The following is a 22,964-nucleotide window of genomic DNA, read 5'->3' as shown; positions in this document are numbered from 1 at the left end:
ATACAATTTTAACATTTATTGTGGACATGTAAAATCATTACACATTTTTATCAATTTGCGCAAGTCGCATTGTTTTTTCTCTAATAGCCTCTGGATCAACTTGAATTCTTGCTACACCTGTTTCCATTGCAGCTTTTGCTACCGCGGCAGCAACTGCAGGCGCTACACGAGGATCAAATGGACGTGGAATTACGTAGTCCGCATTTAGTTCATGCTCTTCAATTAAATCAGCAATAGCCTTCACAGCTGCTTGCTTCATTTTTTCGTTGATATGTGTTGCTCTTACATCTAAAGCTCCTCTAAATATGCCAGGAAAAGCAAGAACATTATTGACTTGGTTTGGAAAATCAGAGCGACCTGTACCAATAACTTTTGCACCAGCGGCTTTTGCATCAGCTGGCATAATTTCTGGGTTTGGATTGGCCATCGCAAAAATAATAGCATCTTTGTTCATTGATTCAACCATTTCTTTTGTAAGTGCCCCTTCAACAGATACACCAACAAATACATCAGCATCTTTTATAACGTCTGCTAACGTACCTTCTTTTTTATCACGGTTCGTATATTTCGCAACTTCTGACTTTACTTTATTCATGCCGTATGTGCGGCCTTCATAAATTGCGCCTTTAGAATCACACATAATAATGTCACGAACACCAAAATGATATAGTAATTTAATAATAGCGATACCAGCTGCTCCTGCACCGCTTGCTACCACTTTAATTTCTGACATCTTTTTGCCAACAATTTTTAACGCATTTACTAAGCCGGCAACCGTTACAATAGCAGTCCCATGTTGATCATCATGGAAAACAGGAATATTCATTTCCTTCTTTAGCCTTTCTTCTATTGCAAAACAGTTTGGTGCAGCGATATCTTCTAAATTCACTCCACCGAAAGTTGGCTCAAGACGCTTTACGGTCTCAACAATTTCATCTACGCTTTTCGCATTTAAACAGATCGGAAATCCATCTACGCCTGCAAAGCTTTTAAACAGAATTGCCTTACCTTCCATAACTGGCATGGCAGCTTCCGGTCCAATATTCCCTAAGCCTAAAACAGCTGTGCCATCTGTCACAACTGCAACCATATTGCCTTTCATCGTATATTCATACACGGTTTCTGGTTTATCATAAATCATTTTACAAGGTTCAGCCACTCCAGGTGAATATGCTAAACTTAAATCATTTGCGTTTTTCACAGAAACTTTTGATTTTGATTCTAATTTCCCCTTGTTAACACGATGCATATGTAATGCTTCTTCTCTCAATGACATGAACTCACTCCCCATTTCTTAAAAAGGCAATTTATGCACTTCTATGATGGTCAGAATAGACAGGTCTACTAAACAATATAACATAATTAACTTGTAGATAAAAAGTTTATTTCAAAATTACATTTTGTGAACCTAGTAAATCTATTAGTTTATTCAAAAAATGACTCGTTGGGTTAACCCAGTCTTTCCTTGAGAGTTGTATCGTTTGATGGTCATCTTCATAATGTAAAATGACAGGCGTACTTCCCTGAAAATCATTAAGCAGCTGTTTTATTTCAATTAGTAATTCTGTTTTTATGGCATTTGAAGGGATCCTTAAAAATAACTTTGTTTCCTTATTCTCCACGTTGTGAATATTTGCCATATCTATTATTTTTTGTACAATGAGTTGTGCTTTTTCATTTCTGTTTTCTACAGTACCTTCTATTACAATCACATCATCTTTTTGAAAAACAGAATGATACTGATTATAAGTTTTTGGAAATACAACACCCTCAATTTCTCCGGTTTCGTCACTCAATTTAAGAAATGCCATCATTTCCCCTTTTTTCGTCCGAATCGTCTTCACATCATTAACGTAGACTCCAGCATGAAACTTTCGCTTACCAAATTGTAAGCTCTCAATCGTCGCAAATCCTTCTCGCTCCCATCTAGAACGATAGTGGCGAACGGGATGGTCGGTTAAATATAAACCTAAAAATTGTTTTTCATATGTTAGTTTATCAATTAATGGCATCGGTTCCGCTTCTGCGTAATTGGGCTCGATTTGAAGCGACTCATCATCAAAAAATAGATCTCCTTCTTCTGTTAGCGGCCTCATCACATCAGCATGCTCCAAAGCAACATCAATACTTGCCAACAAAACAGCCCGATCTTTGTTGAAATCATCCAAAGCACCTGCTAATATGAATGATTCCAATATTTTTCGATTTAGCCCTTTAACCCGTAAGCAAAGATCGAATAGAGTTGAAAATGGACGGCCGCTTCGATTTTTCATGATGTCCTTTAATGAAGCGTAACCAATCCCTTTTATTGCCGCCAGACTAAAACGAATAGCACCTTTCTCAACTGCAAAAGAGTAGTAGCTATGATTAATGGAAGGTGGCAATATCTCTATTCCCATTTGCTGAGCTTCGCGGACATATTGAGAAATTTTATCCTCATTGCCAATCACCGAAGTTAATAAGCTCGCCATAAAATAAACAGGATAATGGGCTTTTAAATATGCAAGCTGGTAGGCAATGAAGCTGTATGCAACAGCATGACTTCGATTAAATCCATAATTCGCAAAACGGATTATTAAGTCATAAATATGATTCGCCATTTTCTCATCATATCCTTTTTTTAACGCGCCATTTATAAAATGATTTCTCTCCCGGTCAAGTGCTTCTTTTTTCTTTTTACTAACAGCCCTTCTAAGCAAATCTGCTTCTCCGAGTGTAAAGCCTGCCATCTTAGAAGCAATCTGCATAATTTGTTCTTGATAGACAATGACTCCATAAGTTTTTTCTAAAATTGGCTTTAAATCTTCATGTGCATAAAAAACAGGCTCTTCACCATGTTTTCTTTTTATGTAGACCGATATATTTTCCATAGGCCCTGGTCGATATAGTGCATTCACTGCAACGATATCTTCAAGTTCCGTCGGTTTTAGTAATTGTAAAACTTTACGCATCCCATCAGATTCTAACTGAAAAACGCCTGTTGTATTTCCCTTGCTTAATAATTCAAATGCTTTAGAGTCGTTTAGTGGAATCTCTTGGAGCCGGATCATTTTGCCGGTCCCCTTTCGAATATTCGTTAAAATTTGCTCTAATATCGTTAAATTTCGCAATCCGAGGAAGTCCATTTTTAGCAATCCAATTTCTTCCAAATGATTCATTGGGAATTGAGTTAAATAAACACCTTCATGACCATCTTGAATTGGAACAAAGTGAACGAGCGGTTTATCGGATATGATAACGCCGGCGGCATGCGTAGATGCGTGTCGCGGAAGACCTTCAATTCTTAATGCTGTCTCAAAAAGTTTGCGATTTAGTTGTGATTCCTGAATGAATTGACGAAGCTGTTCTGACTCCTGATATGCTTGTTTCAGCGTCATTCCTAATTGAGAAGGTATAATCCTAGATAAATACTCCATTTCTTTTGAATTAAAGCCAAATATTCTTGCAACATCTCTAGCCGCCGCTTTCGCAGCAAACGTCCCAAACGTAATAATTTGTGCAACATGAAGTTGTCCGTACTTTTTGGCTACATATTGAATCATTTCATCGCGGCGATGATCTGGAAAATCTGAATCAATATCCGGCATCGTAATTCTTTCAGGGTTTAAAAACCGTTCAAATAATAGCTCATGTTTAATTGGATCTACATCCGTAATATATAAAACGTATGCTACTAACGAACCTGCCGCCGACCCCCGCCCTGGACCTGTGATAATCCCCTTTTCTCTTGCATACTTCATAAAATCCCAAACGATTAAAAAATAATCACTAAATTGCATCGTTTGAATGATTTCCAATTCATATTGCAAGCGGTCTTCATATACTTTATTTACATCCTTAATACGCTTTGCCAATCCTTCACGGCACAATTGTTCCAACCATTGATCTGCAGAGCGTCCATCTTCTAGTGGATATTTTGGGAGCAATCGCTGATTCATCTTAATTTCAAGATTACAAGCTGCAGCCACTTTTTCTGTATTCAGTAAAGCTTCTTTATAATCAAAAAAAAGTTCGTTCATTTCATCTTGCGATTTGAAATAATATTCTTCTGAAAAAAGCTTTGGGCGGTTTTCATCTGAAAGCTTCATGCCTGCTTTAATGGTTAAGAGGCATTCATGTGCAAATGCATCGTCTTTGCTTAAATATTGCACGTTGTTTGTTACAATCGTCTTCACACCGATTTTTTCACTTAGCTCAACGATTTTCGGCAAAATAATGTTTTCCTCTTCTAACTGATGCTGCTGCAATGATAAAAAAAAGGAATCCTCGCCAAATATTTGTTTGAAATGGCACGCAATTGTTTCCGCCTTTTCCATATCTCCTTGCAACACATATTGTTCAATTTCACCATCTATTCCTGGGGAAATTGCAAATAAACCTTCACTATAGGCACGCAACCAATTCAGCAAAATACCTTGAGGAGACTTTGTTTGTATCGTACTTGATATTTTCAATAAATTTTGATAGCCCGTCTCATCTTTAGCCAACAATACAAGCGGATATCCTTGATCATGTGCAACTGGACTCACAACATCTGCTGTTAATCCAATAATTGGCTTAATCCCATTTTTTTTGCATTCATTATAAAAAGAAATCGTTCCATATAGAACATTTCTATCTGTTATTGCCAATGTATCATAGTGGAATTTTTTTGCTTGTTGTACCCATTTGGAAATCGAAATTGTACTTGATAAAAGACTATATGCAGTTGAAACCTGCAGGTGTACAAAAGCCAAAATCAACACCACCTTTTTATTCATTCGTTAAACATTCATATTAGCACTTAGTTAATCGCGGTCAAATAACCTTTCGCCAATCAAGTTACAGTACCACTTGCTTGTCGAAAGAACATTTGCTTGTCGGGTGTATTCAAGTCGCCTCCGCTTTTCTTATTATAATTCCTTATTTAAAAAAAGAAAATATGTTCGATTTCATATAGGAAGATGTTGTCCCATATATTTTATTAATAAATATGTTTGTGGAGTTGGTTTCTTTGACAGAAGGATTTTTCCCTGCTTTTTTTAATAGCTTTTTTATTGCCTTTGGAGTTATGATAGGTGGAACTTTAATCGGTGGCCTTGCTTCATTTATTACAGGAGAACCACTCTTAACAGAAATATCAAAGATTGCCAGAGGATTGCGAATTTGGGCAATCATTGCGGCGATCGGAGGAACATTTGACACGGTTTACAGCTTTGAAAGAGGATTCCTGCAAGGTGAGACAATTGTGCTTTTCAAACAATTTCTTCTCATTTTATCTGCTATGGGCGGAGCAAAATCGGCTGCTCTTATTATCTCGTGGATTACACAGGAAAACGTACTATGAGAATTCCACCTCTTTATAGAAAGCCTAGTTGGCAACGATTTTTGGCAGGGGCAATTGTCGGTGGCTGTCTTAGCTGGCTCATATTTCTGTTTATGTTTGGAACGATTCATGAACGCCAAGCGAAGACCCTTGAAAAACAGGAACAAACGATACAAGATTTACAGCAGGAAAAGCAAATTTGGCAGGAAGCATATCAAAAATTAAACCGTAAAAATTCAAAGCTCCTTACAATTGAAAATATTGAGGTTAAAATTAAAAACTTTGAGAGATACGATATTAAGGATTCCCAAAGCATTTTCGAAGCAGAAGAAGAAATAAAAAAAGATTTAAGTCCACTTATTGCAAAAAACTTGAATTCTGCCTATCAAAACAAAGATTTAGTTATTAAAATGTTAGAAAATAAAACGATTAAAATTAATAATAGACGATATACTTTTGTCGTTAGAAACATTCTCTTCTATACTACAATCACGATTAATTTAGAACTTAAGCTTGATGATTAGAGGCAAACGACAGTATTTGTTCCTCTCGTTTGCCTCATCATTATTCTTTACATAGAGTAATTAAATCTTCTTTAATCGATTCCACTTCATTCCAAGAGTAAATTGAAGCTCCTGCAGCTAGCGGATGTCCGCCACCGTTATATTTTTGTGCGAGCGTATTAATAACAGGACCTTTCGAACGAAGCCGGACGCGAATTTGATCATCTTCCTCTACAAAGAAACACCATGCTTTTAATCCTTTAATATCTCCTAATGTACTAACGAGCTGTGATGCTTGTGTCGCTTGAACACCATATTCCTGGAGCATCTCTTTTGAGATCTTAACGATAGCTGCCCCATTTTCAAGCAATTCAAAGTTTTGATAGATTGACCCTTGTAACCTGATCACTTTCGAATCTACTTCATATAGTTTATTATACAGCTCAGTACGATCAAATGAATAGTGAATCAGTTCTCCAGCATAATCAAAAGTTTTTTCTGTTGTACTCGGATAAAGAAAACGGCCGGTGTCGCCAACAATTCCAGCATAAATCAATCTCGCAGCTTTATCATTCATTTTTAACCCTTTTTCTTTGCCAAATAAATAAAATTCATAAATCATTTCACTTACGGATGAAGCATTTGTATCAACCCACTGAATATCTCCGTAAGCATCAACATTCGGATGATGGTCAATTTTGATAAGCATGTCTCCATTTTTATATCGCTGATCACTAACACGCTCTTGATTTGCCGTATCACATACGATGACAAGTGCTTTGTCATACGTTTCATCCGGAATTTGATCCAAAGTATGTAAAAATTCTAAACTAGGTTCAGGCTTACCAACTGCATAAATATGTTTGTCTGGGAAAGAAGCCTTCAACACCTCTACTAATCCGCCTTGCGAACCATATGCATCTGGATCTGGACGTACATGACGATGCACAATAATCGTATTATATTGTTGAATTGTTTGTAAAATTTTCTCCTTCATTCCAACCATCCTTCCTCATCACCATTATTCTTTTTTTGTCATTGATTTATCTTTCAATTAAATTGGACATTACGAGTACTTTTCCGACTAAATGACCTTTATTGAAAACTTCTATATCCACTTTGGCAAACTTTCGTCCTAAATCAAGTACTTTAGGAACAATTTCAATTAAACTTTCTAATTGAATTGGTTTAATAAAATAAGTGGTCATACTTTCAATAATAATTTCCCCTTTTTTTAGAGATCGTAAATACCGATTTGTAACCTCATAAATTAAGGAAGTAAACACTCCATAGGAAATTGTTCCTAATGGATTAGTCATTTGCGGTGTTACTTCGAATTGAAACAACTCACCATGATCTGATTTTTGCGAAGATGCATCTAACTGCGTGGTAATAATATTATCGATAGTTTCCCCCACTTGAGGCTGTCTTTGCGTCATCTGCAGCTCTTTTAAAACATCTTGACGACTTACAATCCCCTTCAAACGATTCAATTCATCAACAACAGGTAAAATTTCTATCCCTTCCCATATCATCATATGAGCAACAGAAGTAACACTCGTTTTTTCACTAACTGTGATCGGACTTTTCGTCATTACTTTTTCTACAGGGATGTTGTTATCATTTTCCATAATGTCTTTCGAGGTAACCATCCCAACTACTTTTAAATTCCTTTCTACAACAGGAAATCGAGAGTGACCAGTTTCCCTCTTCTGTTCATACCATTTTTGAACGGTATCATCAGTATACAAATAAGCAGTGTTTTGCAAAGGTGTTAAAATATCTTCTACTAAAATAATTTCTTTTTTGATTAATTGGTCATATACAGCACGGTTAATCATCGTCGCAACTGTAAATGTATCATAGCTCGTTGATATAATTGGCAATTCTTTTTCGTCAGCTATTTTCTTTACATAATCCTCTGTATCAAATCCACCGGTAATTAACACTGCTGCACCGGAGCTTAATGCCAGTTCATGGGCATCCACACGGTTTCCTACGATCAGCAAATTTCCTGCCTCAGTATATTTAGACATTGCTTCCAGTTCCATTGCCCCAATTACGAATTTCGTCAATGTTTTATGCAGCCCGGACCTTCCTCCAAGCACCTGTCCATCAATAATATTCACAACTTCAGAAAACGTTAATTTTTCAATATTTTCTTTCTTTTTTTGCTCGATTCGAATTGTTCCGACCCGTTCAATCGTACTTACATAACCTTTATTTTCAGCATCTTTTATTGCACGATAAGCAGTTCCCTCACTAACATTTAAAGCTTTTGCAATCTGTCGTACTGATATTTTCTCACCTATTGCTAATTTGTTAATGTACTGTAAAATCTGTTCATGCTTAGTTGCCAAACTTCTCACCCTTTTTATCCATTCTCAACGCAGAGTTATTCGTTTCTCAAATATAACATTACTTTACCATATGTATATGCAAGACAGTGGACAAGCAACGGGGGTAAACGATGGAGGGTTAGTAGATCACCCAAAAAATAATGAAGGTTTTATTCCATTATAATTTGAAAAGCAGTCGAATATCAATGACAACGCTATAAATTCCTCCCGCTCTTAAAATAAGACAGTGTAAAATAATAAAAAATATAAGAGAAATCTCATAATGATAACATGTTTTTCTACTATTCATCTTATATTTAGTAGTTTTACACAGCTTACCGCTCACTTTCTGCAGCAAGCGCCGAACGGACACTTCTCCAAATTTGCGATTTTTTAAAAAAAGACAAACCCCCATCAAAAAATAGATTTAATAGGAATTTGTCTACACTTAAGCCTTAATAAAAAAACTAAATCCATTTTGCAAACCATGCAACATAATAAGCTGCTGGAATGAATAATAGTTGGGCAACAATCGTACCGACTAATTTTGAGCTAACCATTGTTAATGAATAACTTTTTAAATAAATATAAGCACTTTGATTTTTTATAACTCTATCAGCCAATACAGAAGCTTTTGGATCGATAAATAACGTCAGTAATATTGTCGCAACACCATTAATAATTCCCGATGACATTAACGCAGCCTGCGCGTAGTCGGACGGAACGAGCATCGACGCATATATAGAAGAAAGTACTCCTACTGTGAAAACTGCCGTAATTAACACATTTACGATAAAGAGTCGTTTAGGAATCGTTTTTAATGTAATCCCTTTTAAGTATGATAGCTTCGGCATTCTAAAACAGCTGCCTATTTTCTTTATCCCGTTTAAATTAAAATGTTTTATAAATAGCGACAAGACCGCTCCACGTTCCTTTGATAGTAGAATAATTGCTCGTGAAAAAATATTAATAAATGTAGGAAAAAGAAAAATACCGATGATAACACCTATTGTCGTTACAGCAATAAGAATTCTATATTGCTCTTCGATAAAAGCTAGTTTATGCTCATGCGGAGCATTTACAATTAGTTTCGCTGTCAGCGGTTGCTGTATCATAGTGGAAAATCTTGAAACGATGACAAGGGTACTAAATAAAGATAATGCCGTTGCAATTAATTTTACTCTTGCACCTGAAATCCTTGTTGTATAAGCTAACGTTTCAATCATGGTAATGATCAATAGGAACATCGCGATAATCATGACCTTCCCTGTTATTAATTCCATACACAAGACTCCTTATGATTAATTTTATCAGTATTATACACTAAAACGCATACAAGGAAATATAGCTTCAACAAAAAAGACGTGTACCGAACGAGTACACGTCTTTTTTTCTTTTAATCTACTAGCTTAAAATTTTGCGGCTAATTCTGCAGTTTTACTTAAGCCTTCTGATACGATATCAGCAGCTTTATCTGGGAATTGATTATGACCTTCAATAATAACTTCTGCTGGATTATTAACTCCGAAGAAGTTTAAAATTGTTTTCACATAACGATGCGCCATTTCTGAAGAAAGCATTGGTTCTACAGAATAAACGCCTCCGCGCGCGCTCAATAATGCAACTTTTTTATCACCTACTAAACCGACAGCTCCTTCAGGCGTATACTTAAATGTTTTTCCTGCTTGAGCTAAGTAAGAGATGTAAGTAATTAATGGTGCTGGAACAGTGAAGTTCCATAATGGAAATGCAAATACAACTTTATCTGCTGCTAAAAATTGATCTAAATAACTTGAAATAAGATTAGCATAAGCCTTCTCTGCTTCTGTTAATTCCATACCTTGGCTTGATTTATACATAGCCATAATCGCATCGTTTCCGTAATATGGAAGCTCCACTTTAAAAAGATCTAATTCCGCAATTTCATCATTTGGATGACTTTCCTTATATGCTTTTAAAAATGTTTCGTACATTTTTACGCTTGTAGACTGTTCTACATCACGATCATTTGCTTTTATAAATAATACACTTGCCAATTCCTTTTCCCCCTAAAATTTTATTATAAAGGATGTTTTTATATGTAAAAACATTAGTCATTATATAAACTAAAAAAATAACATGCAAGCAATTAGACTTGGCACATTAAGAATTACTTCAAATTTAAAATGATTAGTTGCAGAAAGGACTCAAGGTAGACCCTTAAGGAACAAGTGTGACCTTGGGAGAAACAGGCATCCTAGGACGGGAAATCTGCTTTTAAAGTATGAAAAAACTGCAAACAAACCTCCCTTTCCAGGAGTTTGCCCACAGTCCGAAATAGCCGTAATTTGATAGATAATTATTATAATTCAATAACATCTCCAGCATTCATAATCTTACCATTGTTTTCTTTTAATAGATTGATGAATGTTTGTGGATCTTGTTTAATTGGCGGAAACGTATTGTAATGAATTGGAACAACGGTTTTCGCTTTTAGAAACTCAGCTGCAACGGCCGCATCCTCTGGTCCCATTGTAAAATTATCTCCTATCGGAAGAAAAGCCAAATCAATTGGATGTCGTTCACCAATTAATTTCATATCTGAAAATAATCCTGTATCACCCGCATGATAGATTGTTTTCCCTTCAATAAATAAGAGGACTCCGGTAGGCATGCCTAAATAAATAATTTCTTGCTTTTCAGGATTCATCAATGCTGAACCGTGAAAAGCCTGAGTTAACTTCACTTTTCCAAATTCAAATTCCCGTGAACCACCGATATGTAATGGATGCGTGTTCAATCCTTGCCAACTTAAATAATGAGCAATTTCATTATTCGCAATGACTAATGCATTTTTTTTCTTTGCAAGTACAATAGTATCTCCAATATGATCATCATGCCCATGAGTTAGCACGATAAAATCAGGACTTTCGTTTTCTACACGCAAATCGGTTTGTCCATTTCCAGTAATAAAAGGATCAATAAGGATCGTTTTTCCGTTTGTTTCAATCTTCACAACTGAATGTCCGTGATAAGATACTTTCATCGTTTGTTCACTCCTTAGTCAATATTCTTTCTCTATTATATTCGATTTTATCGTAAGAAATCCTCTTATAAGCATTGGATATAGAAACCGGCACTATTTTTTGATATGCTAATGGTAGTTTCGATTAGGAGATGAACATATGAATCAACGCATGAAACATGTGATGAATTGGCTTCAACAAGAAAACATTGATGCTGCATTCATCACCTCAACAGACAACGTTTTTTATTTAAGTGGTTTTCGCAGTGATCCTCATGAAAGACTACTTGGCATTGCAATTTTCCAAGAAAAGGAACCTTTCTTAATTTGTCCGGCAATGGAAGCTCATGATGCGAGAAATGCTGGCTGGGAGTATGAAATTGTAGGATACACAGATATTGAGAATCCTTGGGACATTGTTGAGAAAAAAGTACATGGGCGTATAAATACTGTACGTACTTGGGCAATTGAAAAAGAACATTTAATCGTCGAAAGATATGAACAATTTTTAGCCCGTTATAAAGATGCTGCATTTGTAGCAGCAGAAGAAAAGTTGCGAACTTTACGTTTAATTAAAGACGAACAGGAAAAACAAATTCTTCAAGAAGCAGCTGCATATGCGGATTTGGCTATCCAAGTAGGAATTAGTGAAATTAAAGAAGGAAAAACAGAATTAGACATTGTTGCTGCGATTGAATATGAACTGAAGAAAAAAGGTATTTCTGAAATGAGCTTTGCAACAACTGTTTTAAGTGGGACAAAAGCAGCATCACCACACGGTAATCCAGATTTAACAAAGATTACAAAAGGAAATCTGATATTGTTTGATCTTGGCGTAGTACATAAAGGTTATTGCTCTGATATTACACGAACAGTTGCTTTCGGTGATTTAACTGAACGACAAATTGAAATTTATGAAACCGTATTGAAAGCTGAAGAAGCGGCAATTAATGCAGTAAAACCAGGAATGCTTGCAAAAGATATTGATTTAACAGCCCGTAACATCATTACCGAAGCAGGTTATGGAGAATATTTCACCCATCGCCTCGGACATGGACTTGGCGTTAGTGTCCATGAATATCCTTCTGTAACAAATACGAATGAGCTTGTTTTACAAGAAGGAATGGTGTTCACAATTGAACCTGGTATATACGTACCGGACATTGCTGGTGTTCGTATTGAAGATGATGTATATGTGACAAAAGATGGTGTGGAAGTATTAACGAAGTATCCAAAAGCTCTACAGTATGTGAAATAAATCGGCTACATCAGACATAAAAAACTGCGTTAAAGCACATGCTCTAACGCAGTTTTTTTCGTTTAAAGCTTGTTCCAAAAAAGATGTGTTTGTTGATTTTCACTTCCAGTGGGCGGTTCGGAGTCTTCTCGGCGTTTCACCATTTCGCTATTCCCACAAGCGTCTCACTTCTGCTCCAATCAGTTTCCTTTATGAATCACACCTCTTACAATAGAGCCTATTTTAATAATGATCCTGCTTCTACATACGGTAATTCTAGGGAATCAGCGACTGCTTTATAAGTAACGTGTCCTCCTAATGTATTGACTCCTTTAAATAAAGCCTCATTTTCTAAAGTTGCTTTTTTGTAACCTTTATTTGCAATTTCAAGCGCATACGGAACCGTTACATTTGTTAACGCAATAGTAGAGGTTCTAGCAACAGCACCAGGAATATTCGCAACAGCATAATGAACAACATCATGCTTTACATATGTTGGGTCGTCATGAGTTGTAACACGATCAGTCGTTTCAAAAATTCCTCCTTGGTCAATTGCAATGTCCACTATTACTGATCCAGGTTGCATAGAACGAATCATTTCTTCTGTCACCAACCTTGGAGCTTTTGCACCTGGGATGAGCACAGCACCAATTACCAAATCAGATTCTTTGACAGCCTCAGCAATATGAAAAGGATTGGAAATTAACGTTTTGATCTTATTTCCAAAAATATCATCCAATTGTCTTAACCGTTCAGGGTTCAACTCAATAACTGTAACATCAGCACCTAAACCAGTAGCGATTTTAGCAGCATTCGTCCCTGCTACACCTCCGCCAATGATCGTAATTTTCCCTGGAAGTACACCAGGAACACCTGACAGTAGCACACCTTTACCACCATTATTCTTTTCAAGAAATTGCGCACCTATTTGTGGAGCCATTCTACCAGCTACTTCACTCATTGGTGTTAATAATGGCAGTGAACGATTGGCAAGCTGAACAGTTTCGTAGGCAATTCCTACAACTTTTTTCTTTAATAATTCCTCCGTTAATTGCGGTGCTGCCGCAAGATGTAAATATGTAAATAAAATCATTCCTTCTCTAAAATAAGGATATTCACTTTCAACTGGTTCTTTTACTTTTAACACCATGTCATATGACCATGCTGCTTCCGCTGTATCAACAATGTTTGCGCCAGCTTGAATATAATCCTCATTTGTAAAACCTGAATCAAGTCCTGCATTCGTTTCAATAAATACTTCATGTCCTGCTTGTACTAAGGTAACAACTCCTGCTGGGGTCATCGCCACACGATTTTCGTTGTTTTTGATTTCCTTTGGAACTCCGATGCGCATAAAAACTTCCTCCTTAGTATGTGAACTATTAGTATATAAATATATCTTAGTACTGTGTAATCATCTTATCAGGTTCATAACTTTTACACGAAAAAAGCTTGTAAGATAATCTTACAAATACTAAGAATATTCTTAAAACATCTTCATTTTATCAAATCTATGTAAAGTTTTCTATGCCTTTTTCTATTATATTTTATCATGAAAACCCTTTCTTTCAATAGGTGAATAAAATATATAATAAAAATATTTCGCATTTTATACACATACAAAATTTAAAAAGTTTAGTAAAATAGAAAGGGAACACTATTGCTTTAAAAGGAGATGAGTAATCATGAGTTTAACCTACCGTCATATTCTAGTGGCAGTCGATGGTTCAAAAGAAGCGGAATGGGCGTTTACGAAATCGATTGAAATTGCAAGGCGAAACGATGCACAATTATCAATTGTACATATCATTGATAATAGAGCACTCTCAACACTTACACCGATTGATTCTACTCTTTATAATGAAAATGAAAAGTTTGGTGAGAAATTGCTTCAGACCTATCAGAAAAAGGCAGAAGAAAAAGGGATCAAGGCTGAAACATTTATTCATCTCGGCTCACCAAAAACGGCTATTACAGCAGATATTGCTCCAAAAGTAAAAGCTGATTTAATCGTTTGTGGAGCGACAGGACTAAATGCAGTCGAACGACTTTTTATCGGCAGTGTATCTGAACATATTGTACGTTCATCATCTTGTGACGTGCTTGTTGTTCGAACTTCAAAGGAGTTTGAAGACGCATAAAAATAACAACGGCCTTTTCGATTAATATTCGAAAAGGCCATTGTTGTTTTTATAAATATTATGGTACATCATATCCAGTAGAGCTCGTATAAATGTTATACCATTGTTCTGGCGTCAATTTATATGATAATGATTGTACTGCCGTTTTAATTCGATCTATTTTTCCAGATCCGATAATCGGCATAATTTTAGCTGAATGTGACAACAACCATGCATATAAAACTTCATCAATAGAATGCGCATTAATTTCTCCCTGCACTTCTTCTAATGCCGTACGTAGTCTGCACACTTTTTCGTCAGAACCTTTAAAGATTTTTCCCCCAGCAAGCGGTGACCAAGCCATCGGCGGAATTCTTTTTTCTTGGCAAAAATTCAAAGTGCCGTCATGAATATTTTCTAATTCATATGCCGAAATTTCAATTTGGTTTGTAACTAAATCAAAATCTAAATAAGATTGAAGTAGTTGAAACTGATGAAATTTAAAATTTGATACACCAAAATAACGAACTTTTCCTTCTCTTTTTAATTTAGTAAATGCCTCTGCCACTTCTTCAGGATTCATAAATGGATCTGGGCGGTGAATTAAAAGTACGTCTATATAATCTGTATGAAGATTTTTTAAAGAAGTTTCACATGATTGAATAATATGTTCGTAGCTCGTATTGTAATAATGTGATGTATGATTAGGCCGATTTGATGAAGGAAGGACAATTCCACACTTCGTTACAATTTCAATTTGATCGCGAATGGTTGGCTGTAAACGTAATGCCTCGCCAAAAAGGCTTTCACATGTATAACTACCGTAGATATCTGCATGATCAAATGTTGAAATCCCTTGCTCTCTACATTCTTCAATAAAAGTTAGCCGTTCTTGATCACTCATTTTCCATTCTGCGGCTCTCCAAAAACCGTGAATAAAGCGTGAAAAGCTTAAATCCGGTGCCAATTGAATACGGTCCATATGTACTGATTCTCCCCTTTTTAAGCAATATAGTAATTTCTAACCTAACAAATATTGCAGCATTACCTTTTCTTTCTCTAGATGCTACTTTTACTAAAAAGAAAAATCCGATTTACAACAGTTATGAACGTTGAATCAAAAAAATCTATCATATCGACTCTTTAAATTAATCATACCATATTAAGAAATTGTTCAGGCAATCATGATCATTTTCACCTGTAAGTAACCAATGACGTGAAGAATAGTAAGTCGACTATTCTTTAGAAGAAAGACGTTTTATTTTAACGATCAAATATCTTGCAATACATGTTGCTAACAAATAGTATAAAAAAGAATAGACGAGTTTCCACTTAACAAGCTGATAATATCCAACCCAGATCATTATAGGTTCACATAAAAATGCAACAATCATTGCCGTTATAAATGAGGAAATAAAAAATGTCTTCCAGGTTAAGGAATAATGTTGATAAACGATCATAAAAACAACCGGCACTAATATCGAATCTGCAGTTATAAACGGCGGTATTCCTGGCAGCAATTTAACTGGATAAGCCCACCAATCCCACTCCGACCCAATGACATCTAGTATTAATGCCGAAAGACTTAACATAGATCCATAAAAGGCAATTTCAAACCCTTTTGTTTTCTCTAAAACTTTCCACCAAATAATTAAAGGCAATACAGTTAATACGAGTAAAAGCCACCATTTCCAAGTCCATAGATTATGATCCAGCCAAAAATGCAATGATAATTGATGAAGCTCTTGTTGTTTCATTTCAATCGTATGATATGAATTGAGTAAATATAGGCTCATTTGCATTCCCAACCTTTGTAATAACTAATTACTTTATTCTTTCCCGTTAAATCAGCTACTATACAAAACAAAGGAAGGGATTAATACATATTTTAATATGAAGAGCTTTCGATTACTTCATTAGCCTCATAGCTCTCATTAAGAAAATCTTTTTCAAGTCGAACAACATCACGTGCAATCATAACCTCTTCATTTGTAGGAATGATGAGTACTTTTACAGGTGAATGCGGGTAGTTAATAAACGCTTCTTTTCCATTTATTCTATTTAAATTTGGATCCCAATAAACTCCCATAAATTCCAACCCAGTCAATATTTTTGCACGAATAAAATCACTGTTTGTACCAATGCCCGCTGTAAAAATGATCGCATCAACTCCAGCCATTTTTGCAGCATATGAACCTATATATTCATGAATTTTGCTTGCAAATACTTCTAGTGCCAATTCAGCACGATGATTATGTTGTTGCTCTACAGATTCTTGAATATCGCGGAGATCGCTTGAAACACCTGATAATCCAAGAAGACCAGACTCTTTGTTAAGGATATCGATCACTTCCTCAGCAGTCTTTCCTGTCTTTTCCATAATAAAAGGAATTAGCGCTGGATCTATATCCCCTGAACGCGTCCCCATTGTTACCCCTGCTAAAGGTGTAAATCCCATTGAAGTATCTACCGATTTCCCCCCTTGAATAGCAGTAATACTCGCACCATTCCCCAAGTGACAACTAATAAGCCGCAAATCTTTTATTGGTCTTCTTAATAGCTGCGCAGCTCTTCTACTTACATATTTATGAGATGTTCCGTGAAATCCGTATTTACGAATACGATATTTTTCGTAATATTCATAAGGCAAACTATATAAATAAGAGCTAGGTGGCATCGATTGATGAAAAGCTGTATCGAAAACAGCAACTTGTGTAACATTAGGCAAAACAGATTGAAATGCCCGTATTCCAATTGCATTGGCACGATTATGAAGAGGTGCCAATTCTGCTAATTCTTCGATTCTTTGTAAGACGTTTTCATCCACAATGGCCGAATCCTCAAACATTTCTCCACCATGAACGACTCGATGACCTACTCCATCAATTTCATTTAAGGAATGGATAATGTTCAATTGTGTTAATTTTTTTAAAAGCAGTTTCACCGCTTCTTCATGACTGAGAATTGGTTTGACTTCTTGCACCTCTCTTCCTTTTACCATAATTTTAAAGAACGCATCTTTAAATCCAATTCTTTCAATAACCCCTTTTGTAATGATTTCTTCTTTTGGCATATTAAATAATTGAAATTTTAAAGATGAGCTTCCTGCATTTATAGCCATAATCTTTGTCATATACTTCATCCTTTCATATTTCAATGATGAAACTTACTGACTTATCATGTTGACTATCATGCTGCCTGTATCTAAAGAATTTTTCGTAAAATCAAAATAATTTTCATTTTATTTATCCGATAAAAAAATTTATTCCGCGCAAGCGCTTTCATATATTGATTATATCATACTTTATTTTATAAAAAAAGACATTGGTTATCACCAATGTCAAGAATTTGTCGGAATATTTTCTGCACACCATGCATCAATTTTTTTAATCATATCCTGCACTGCCTGTTGATTTGATAATGATGGTAGATTTGCAAGGAGTACTTGGTTAGGAGCACTAATATTTTCTGCTGTTTTTTGAAGGACAAAAATACTTTTGGCAGACTGTTCATTTTTAAAAATTGACAAAGGAAGTTGTAGTATCGCTTGGATATAAGCATGTTCCTTTAAAAATTGATGAAGCTTTGGCGCTTCCTTTGATTCAAATAATTGATTAGGGATTAAGAAAAACAAATATCCGCCTGGTTTTGTATGTTTTAGACTTTGTTCAATAAATAGGTGGTGTGCATACGAATGGCCTTGATCGGCTTTAAGTATGTATTCTTTGGCACCAATATCATTAGGATAATAGCCAACCGGTAAATCACAAACAACGACATCAACTGGATCAATGAAAAGATGTGCAAGAGAATCTTGGTTAAAAAATTCAATTTGCTGTTGTTGTAAATTAGCCCCAACGTAAGCAAGTTTAATTAAGATTTCATCGATTTCAACACCGTATGCTGTAATGTTTTTATTTTCTTGCTGATTTAAAATGGTCGTAAGTAAATTACCTGTCCCAACTGCAGGATCTAACATTGAATATGCTTGAACACGATCCATAAATTTTGATATGAGATAGCTCATAAATAAGCCAATCGTATCAGGTGTCATTTGATGATTGGCTTGAACATAGTCCTTCATTCCTTTTAACATAGCCAATTGATAGGCTTTGCGAACTTGTTCCTTGGAAAATTCACCAATATTAAAATGATGGTACAGATCTTCCAATTTCTTTATCGTATTGTCTTTTAGACCTTCCTGTAAAATCTTTCCTTCAAAAAGATTTTCTCCTGTTTCAGCAAGTGCTTCTAAATATGTACATGAAAGGCTATGCTGCAAGATCTGAGAAGATTCATTCAGCACTTCAAAAATCTTTTCTACTGGAGATTCACTCATACATTTTGCCTCCTACTGCTTTACTTTATATTAAACAAAACTGTATCTTCATATAAAATCCCCGACCTAAATCGGGGAATTGTTAAATATTAGTTTGCTTGTTTCGCTGCTTCAAGAGCTTTTTCATAATCTGGATGATTTGTGCCTTCACTTACATATTCAACATATGTAACTTGATCATTTGAATCGATTACAAATACTGAACGTGCAAGTAAGCGTAATTCTTTCATTACTACACCGTACGCTTGACCAAATGAAAGATCACGATGATCAGATAGTACTTGTACATGCTCAAGACCAGAAGCTGCACACCAACGTTTTTGTGCAAACGGTAAGTCAACAGAAATAGTCAACACCTTTACATCTTTGCCTAATTTAGCTGCTTCTTCGTTAAAGCGACGAGTTTGAGCATCGCAAACACCTGTATCAATAGAAGGAACAACACTAATAATTCGAACAGATCCTTTAGTATCATTTAATGTTACTTCATTAAGATCATTATCTAAAACTGTAAAATTTGGAGCTTTATCTCCTGCTTTTACTTCACTACCTAACAGTGTAACTGGATTTCCTTTGAAAGTAACTGAAGCCATAAAAAAACCTCCTTAAAATTGTTTTCAAGAAATATCAGTTTACAAAAAGGACATATGTAAACAAAAGTCTTTCACATACTATCATACTGAACTATGAATAAAATTTCCAATTAAAAACTCGCCAATACGGCGAGTTTTTGAAAATGAAACTCTTTTATTGATTTCCTGCTTGCGGTGCAGATGCTGTATTCATATTATTAGAATTATTGGATTTCTGTTTAAGCATTCCTTGAATTTTTTCAACTACACTAGGTGCAATATCTATTATTTTGTCAAATAAATGTGTGCTTTCATCGAGATGAAGCATTTTAACTCCCGTAGATTGAACAATGAGAAAAGCAATTGGTGTAATTGAAACACCGCCGCCGCTTCCACCGCCAAACGGGAGATCAACTTGCGCTTGACCGTTTTGATTAGTATCTTGTTTCGCCTTCGTGTTAAATTGGCTACCGCCGGCCGCGAATCCAAAACCAACTTTAGATACAGTGAGAATTACACTGCCGTCAGGTGTTTCAACAGGATCACCTATGATCGTATTAACATCGACCATTTCTTTTAAATTTTCCATTGCTGCAGTCATCAAACCTTCAATTGGATGTGAACCCATTTAAATGCCTCCTGTCCATATTTTTCCTTAAAAATCATCAGCCTGTTTGGTTCTCCTCATGTTTAAACAGAGTTTGAATCTTTTTTGGATTCTTACTACCTCGCCAGTATTTGATGATTTTTAAACCAGTCAATATAGCTTTTCCTATTTGAAATTGAAACATACATACGAAATGTATTTCAGAAATTGGGCGCTGAAACGAAGGAGTGACAGAAATATTCGGTGTCGTATGTACAATAAGATTTTCTAAAATTAATTTTAGTATGCCACCTTTTGCTGCCCATATTCCTCCAGTTACAATCCCCGTCGTGGCGGCATCATATAAGCCTATTGTTGTATGCCATTCCAATTTTTTAATTTGAATTGATTTTATAAAATCGCCTATTATAATCTTTAACCCGAAGACTTTTTCTAATAAAATTTTAAAACGGTGTATATTCGTTTCTATTTTTTCCGGAGTAATTTTCTTTGTTGTCTCTGCCTCTGTCTCTGCCCCTTTTCCTTTTCCTTCTTTCTTAAATACTATATTTGGCGCATCTTCTTCTACTTTTACCATCGGAATTGCAATCGTATGCCGAATAAAGCGCCATAAACGAACTTGGATTGTGAAATGATCATTGTCTTGTTGATGCGCAAAATCGAGCGTTATGACTAACGATGAAATACAAAGTAAAATTATTAGAAACAATAAGATAAAAACAATTGAAATCGCCCATATCATATTAATCATCAGCCTTTCAGCTTATCATTATCGCCAACGTCTAAAAAAAATAAACTACACCCGCTAATTTAATATTGTAAAGACGAGATTGTTTTTTGCTTTAAGGAGTTCGCGTTCCGTAAGAACCGCCCATCTAAATTAAAAAAGACTGCCGACAAACTAAAAAGCAATAAGTCTGTCAACAGCCTTGCACAATTATTTCCCGTAAATTTCTTTAAGTTTTCATCATACATTGTTTCGAGTCTCAAAGTAAGCTCGTTATTTAAGCAGGTTTTACTGTTTGAATTGTTTTTAAAGCGCGTTCGTGTATTACTACAGTATCTGCAAACATATCATGTAATCCTTGTTTTTTTGATGTGAACGCCACAATAATATATAGAATAAAAATTGTAACGGATATATATCTACCAATGATTTCACGAAAGATCACTGAACTCCAACTAATACACTCGAGTTGCTTTTCAGATACTACTTTGATTCCAAAAACCATTTTTCCAATTGTCTGTCCCCACCATTTTGTCATGAGAACAAAATATCCGTAAAAAACAAGTGCAGAAACAATAGAAATAGGAGAAAACATGCTACCATCATGTAAAGGTACATCAGCTATGCGAAAAATCGGATGCACAATGAGACGATCAATGCTACCAATCACAACGAGATCTAACAAATATGCCCAACATCTTATCCAAAATCCAGCTAACCGATAGGAATCATTTTTCTTTTGTGTCTCAATTTCCTCTATTTCATTATCAACCTCTTGTTTAAACTGTTGATCCATGACGATCACCTCCTCTTACCTTGAGTACATATACATTAACCGGGGTGTATTAGATTGTGTAAGTAATTGCATTAGCCCTGTAGCCTCTGCTTCTTTGCCAAATATTTTTTGCGTAGAAGCGGATAATAACGATTCCAATCCGCCGCTTGTTTCGTATTCAACTACTTCTGCACCATCAAGATGATGGTCCTTCTTCATATGCGTAATCGTATCGTCTAAATAACCGAAATGATCAATTAAATTTAATTGTTTAGCTTGTTTCCCATCATATACACGGCCATCCGCAATCTTACGCACTTCTTTCTTAGACATATGACGTCCGCTTGCAATTACACTCACAAATCCTTCATATGAATCATCCACCATTTTTTGCAGAATCTCTTTTTCACTATCTGTCATTTCTCTGCTTGGACTCATAATATCTTTATATTCACCGCTTTTGATTGTCGGGAATTCAATACCAAGCTTTTTCGCCAACTTTCCGTAATTTACACTTTCCATAATGACGCCTAAAGAACCCGTTAGAGTGTCGGGACTTGCATAAATTTGATCGGCAGCCGTGGAAATATAATAAGCTCCTGATGCAGCCATTGAGCCCATAGATACATAAATCGGTTTTTTCGTTTTCTTTTTTATATCCATTAATTTTTTATGAATTTCTGCTGATTCAACTACGCCACCTCCAGGTGAATTAATCCGTAAAATGATTCCTTTTATACTTGAATCATGCTCTGCCTGATTTAATTCTTGTAGAAACGTATGCTGATTATATTCGCCCGTACTCAAAAGACTATTGGACTCTCCTGTATCTTGGATCGTACCTTCTACATTTAAAATAACAATTTTCTTGTTCTCATTCCCATCATGAATCGTCTTTTCAGATAAATCATTATCAGAGGTAGAAAAACTTTCATCGAACATTTTAGAAAAATCTTTTTTGACTGCAATACTTGCAATATTAACGATTATTGAAACAATAAATAATCCTACGGCTATTGCAAGTGCTCCCCACCTTTTTTTGCTCATATATCATTCATCCCTTCTATTTCTTTGCTATTTCCAATGATATGTAAAAAATGGCAGTACATAACTCATTTTACTGAATGGGCATAACTTTATAAAGACTTATTAATTCCTATAACAGGATTGTTCCCTGTACTTATGCAAATTACTTAAATAGCCAAGTAGTAAAAAATAAGTGGATTCATTTTTATATAAACTAAACGCTGTTTTCGTAAACCTTGTTTGTTTATTAAAAGGGGTAGTTAGTTGATTTCCGCTCCAGGATGCTCGCTTTCCGCGGGCGAATAATGAGCCTCCTCGGCGCTGCACGGAGGCCACTGAAAATCTTACGTTTTTATATAAATTGATTTAGCAAAGGCAGAAAAAAGGCAGTTTGTTGTTCTAGTTCAGAC

At 35.5% G+C, this 22,964-nt stretch carries 21 protein-coding genes; 4 read left to right on the top strand and 17 right to left on the bottom strand.

The features are described 5' to 3' along the window. Positions 1 to 37: 37 nt before the first annotated feature. Complete coding sequence (gene ystJ / locus G4D61_RS14295) at positions 38 to 1,276, bottom strand: NADP-dependent malic enzyme (protein ID WP_025730594.1); 1,239 nt, start codon at positions 1,274 to 1,276, stop codon at positions 38 to 40. A gap of 106 nt (positions 1,277 to 1,382) precedes the next feature. Then, positions 1,383 to 4,736 carry a DNA polymerase III subunit alpha gene (gene dnaE, locus G4D61_RS14290; protein ID WP_163174195.1) on the bottom strand — a complete coding sequence of 1,118 codons (3,354 nt, stop codon included), beginning with the start codon at positions 4,734 to 4,736 and terminating at the stop codon, positions 1,383 to 1,385. Between the two features lie 257 nt (positions 4,737 to 4,993). Between dnaE and ytrH the strand changes: the two genes are divergently transcribed. Continuing rightward, positions 4,994 to 5,326 carry a sporulation membrane protein YtrH gene (gene ytrH / locus G4D61_RS14285; protein ID WP_025730598.1) on the top strand — a complete coding sequence of 111 codons (333 nt, stop codon included), beginning with the start codon at positions 4,994 to 4,996 and terminating at the stop codon, positions 5,324 to 5,326. Next, the gene (gene ytrI / locus G4D61_RS14280) at positions 5,323 to 5,829 is read left to right on the top strand and encodes a sporulation membrane protein YtrI (RefSeq protein WP_025730600.1); all 507 of its coding nucleotides are present in this window, start codon (positions 5,323 to 5,325) and stop codon (positions 5,827 to 5,829) included. The genes ytrH and ytrI overlap by 4 nt, the downstream gene beginning before the upstream one ends. A gap of 40 nt (positions 5,830 to 5,869) precedes the next feature. On the opposite strand, the gene G4D61_RS14275 is transcribed toward ytrI, so the two are convergent. From G4D61_RS14275 to G4D61_RS14255, 5 genes are all read right to left on the bottom strand, one after another. Further along, entirely contained in the window at positions 5,870 to 6,805 is a 936-nt protein-coding gene (locus tag G4D61_RS14275) for a DHH family phosphoesterase (protein ID WP_025730602.1), read from the bottom strand. A gap of 46 nt (positions 6,806 to 6,851) precedes the next feature. Beyond that, on the bottom strand, positions 6,852 to 8,168 hold the full coding sequence (locus G4D61_RS14270) for a DRTGG domain-containing protein (RefSeq protein WP_025730604.1): 1,317 nt from the start codon (positions 8,166 to 8,168) through the stop codon (positions 6,852 to 6,854). Positions 8,169 to 8,614: 446 nt separating this feature from the next. Beyond that, the gene (locus G4D61_RS14265; RefSeq protein ID WP_025730605.1) at positions 8,615 to 9,430 is read right to left on the bottom strand and encodes a lipid II flippase Amj family protein; all 816 of its coding nucleotides are present in this window, start codon (positions 9,428 to 9,430) and stop codon (positions 8,615 to 8,617) included. Between the two features lie 126 nt (positions 9,431 to 9,556). Further along, positions 9,557 to 10,183 (bottom strand): FMN-dependent NADH-azoreductase, encoded by a 627-nt coding sequence (locus G4D61_RS14260; RefSeq protein ID WP_025730607.1) that lies wholly within the window; start codon positions 10,181 to 10,183, stop codon positions 9,557 to 9,559. 305 nt (positions 10,184 to 10,488) lie between these two features. After that, positions 10,489 to 11,172, bottom strand: a complete 684-nt coding sequence (locus G4D61_RS14255; RefSeq protein WP_035355507.1) for a metal-dependent hydrolase — start codon at positions 11,170 to 11,172, stop codon at positions 10,489 to 10,491. Between the two features lie 139 nt (positions 11,173 to 11,311). Here G4D61_RS14255 and G4D61_RS14250 point away from each other — a divergent pair, with 139 nt between their 5' ends. After that, a complete protein-coding gene (locus tag G4D61_RS14250; protein ID WP_035355510.1) occupies positions 11,312 to 12,409 on the top strand; it encodes a M24 family metallopeptidase in 1,098 nt (365 codons plus the stop codon). 217 nt (positions 12,410 to 12,626) lie between these two features. Here G4D61_RS14250 and ald read toward each other — a convergent pair whose 3' ends face one another. Next, positions 12,627 to 13,742 carry an alanine dehydrogenase gene (gene ald, locus G4D61_RS14245; protein ID WP_025730612.1) on the bottom strand — a complete coding sequence of 372 codons (1,116 nt, stop codon included), beginning with the start codon at positions 13,740 to 13,742 and terminating at the stop codon, positions 12,627 to 12,629. A gap of 331 nt (positions 13,743 to 14,073) precedes the next feature. On the opposite strand from ald, the gene G4D61_RS14240 reads away from it, so the two are divergent. Further along, a complete protein-coding gene (locus G4D61_RS14240; protein ID WP_025730614.1) occupies positions 14,074 to 14,529 on the top strand; it encodes a universal stress protein in 456 nt (151 codons plus the stop codon). 58 nt (positions 14,530 to 14,587) lie between these two features. Here G4D61_RS14240 and G4D61_RS14235 read toward each other — a convergent pair whose 3' ends face one another. From G4D61_RS14235 to sppA, 9 genes are all read right to left on the bottom strand, one after another. After that, positions 14,588 to 15,490 carry an aldo/keto reductase gene (locus G4D61_RS14235; RefSeq protein ID WP_025730617.1) on the bottom strand — a complete coding sequence of 301 codons (903 nt, stop codon included), beginning with the start codon at positions 15,488 to 15,490 and terminating at the stop codon, positions 14,588 to 14,590. 253 nt (positions 15,491 to 15,743) lie between these two features. Then, on the bottom strand, positions 15,744 to 16,304 hold the full coding sequence (locus tag G4D61_RS14230; RefSeq protein ID WP_052137931.1) for a CBO0543 family protein: 561 nt from the start codon (positions 16,302 to 16,304) through the stop codon (positions 15,744 to 15,746). A 92-nt stretch (positions 16,305 to 16,396) separates the two neighbouring features. After that, positions 16,397 to 17,641: an acetate kinase gene (locus tag G4D61_RS14225; protein WP_025730621.1), complete on the bottom strand. Its 1,245-nt coding sequence runs from the start codon at positions 17,639 to 17,641 to the stop codon at positions 16,397 to 16,399. A 207-nt stretch (positions 17,642 to 17,848) separates the two neighbouring features. Further along, on the bottom strand, positions 17,849 to 18,847 hold the full coding sequence (locus tag G4D61_RS14220; RefSeq protein ID WP_025731669.1) for a class I SAM-dependent methyltransferase: 999 nt from the start codon (positions 18,845 to 18,847) through the stop codon (positions 17,849 to 17,851). Between the two features lie 89 nt (positions 18,848 to 18,936). After that, positions 18,937 to 19,440, bottom strand: a complete 504-nt coding sequence (gene tpx, locus G4D61_RS14215; protein ID WP_035355513.1) for a thiol peroxidase — start codon at positions 19,438 to 19,440, stop codon at positions 18,937 to 18,939. A 154-nt stretch (positions 19,441 to 19,594) separates the two neighbouring features. Further along, on the bottom strand, positions 19,595 to 20,047 hold the full coding sequence (gene ytfJ / locus G4D61_RS14210) for a GerW family sporulation protein (protein ID WP_035355515.1): 453 nt from the start codon (positions 20,045 to 20,047) through the stop codon (positions 19,595 to 19,597). Positions 20,048 to 20,084: 37 nt separating this feature from the next. Further along, entirely contained in the window at positions 20,085 to 20,777 is a 693-nt protein-coding gene (locus tag G4D61_RS14205; protein WP_035349421.1) for a DUF2953 domain-containing protein, read from the bottom strand. Positions 20,778 to 21,030: 253 nt separating this feature from the next. Beyond that, positions 21,031 to 21,549, bottom strand: a complete 519-nt coding sequence (locus G4D61_RS14200; RefSeq protein ID WP_025731665.1) for an RDD family protein — start codon at positions 21,547 to 21,549, stop codon at positions 21,031 to 21,033. Between the two features lie 15 nt (positions 21,550 to 21,564). After that, positions 21,565 to 22,575 (bottom strand): signal peptide peptidase SppA, encoded by a 1,011-nt coding sequence (sppA, locus tag G4D61_RS14195; RefSeq protein WP_035355516.1) that lies wholly within the window; start codon positions 22,573 to 22,575, stop codon positions 21,565 to 21,567. Positions 22,576 to 22,964: the final 389 nt, after the last annotated feature.

The sequence above is a fragment of the Heyndrickxia ginsengihumi genome, from assembly GCF_011008565.1.
Taxonomy (GTDB): domain Bacteria; phylum Bacillota; class Bacilli; order Bacillales; family Bacillaceae_C; genus Weizmannia; species Weizmannia ginsengihumi.
The sequence above is the reverse complement of the archived record's forward strand: the minus strand, read 5'-3'. Positions and strand labels throughout refer to the sequence as shown.

Coding starts and splice junctions, on each gene's coding strand:
- ystJ (WP_025730594.1), bottom strand. CDS start 1,276: ATGTCATTGAGAGAAGAAGCATTACATATGCATCGTGTTAACAAGGGG.
- ytrI (WP_025730600.1), top strand. CDS start 5,323: ATGAGAATTCCACCTCTTTATAGAAAGCCTAGTTGGCAACGATTTTTG.
- G4D61_RS14275 (WP_025730602.1), bottom strand. CDS start 6,805: ATGAAGGAGAAAATTTTACAAACAATTCAACAATATAATACGATTATT.
- G4D61_RS14265 (WP_025730605.1), bottom strand. CDS start 9,430: ATGGAATTAATAACAGGGAAGGTCATGATTATCGCGATGTTCCTATTG.
- G4D61_RS14255 (WP_035355507.1), bottom strand. CDS start 11,172: ATGAAAGTATCTTATCACGGACATTCAGTTGTGAAGATTGAAACAAAC.
- G4D61_RS14250 (WP_035355510.1), top strand. CDS start 11,312: ATGAATCAACGCATGAAACATGTGATGAATTGGCTTCAACAAGAAAAC.
- ald (WP_025730612.1), bottom strand. CDS start 13,742: ATGCGCATCGGAGTTCCAAAGGAAATCAAAAACAACGAAAATCGTGTG.
- G4D61_RS14240 (WP_025730614.1), top strand. CDS start 14,074: ATGAGTTTAACCTACCGTCATATTCTAGTGGCAGTCGATGGTTCAAAA.
- G4D61_RS14235 (WP_025730617.1), bottom strand. CDS start 15,490: ATGGACCGTATTCAATTGGCACCGGATTTAAGCTTTTCACGCTTTATT.
- G4D61_RS14230 (WP_052137931.1), bottom strand. CDS start 16,304: ATGAGCCTATATTTACTCAATTCATATCATACGATTGAAATGAAACAA.
- G4D61_RS14225 (WP_025730621.1), bottom strand. CDS start 17,641: ATGACAAAGATTATGGCTATAAATGCAGGAAGCTCATCTTTAAAATTT.
- G4D61_RS14220 (WP_025731669.1), bottom strand. CDS start 18,847: ATGAGTGAATCTCCAGTAGAAAAGATTTTTGAAGTGCTGAATGAATCT.
- tpx (WP_035355513.1), bottom strand. CDS start 19,440: ATGGCTTCAGTTACTTTCAAAGGAAATCCAGTTACACTGTTAGGTAGT.
- ytfJ (WP_035355515.1), bottom strand. CDS start 20,047: ATGGGTTCACATCCAATTGAAGGTTTGATGACTGCAGCAATGGAAAAT.
- G4D61_RS14205 (WP_035349421.1), bottom strand. CDS start 20,777: ATGATTAATATGATATGGGCGATTTCAATTGTTTTTATCTTATTGTTT.
- G4D61_RS14200 (WP_025731665.1), bottom strand. CDS start 21,549: ATGGATCAACAGTTTAAACAAGAGGTTGATAATGAAATAGAGGAAATT.
- sppA (WP_035355516.1), bottom strand. CDS start 22,575: ATGAGCAAAAAAAGGTGGGGAGCACTTGCAATAGCCGTAGGATTATTT.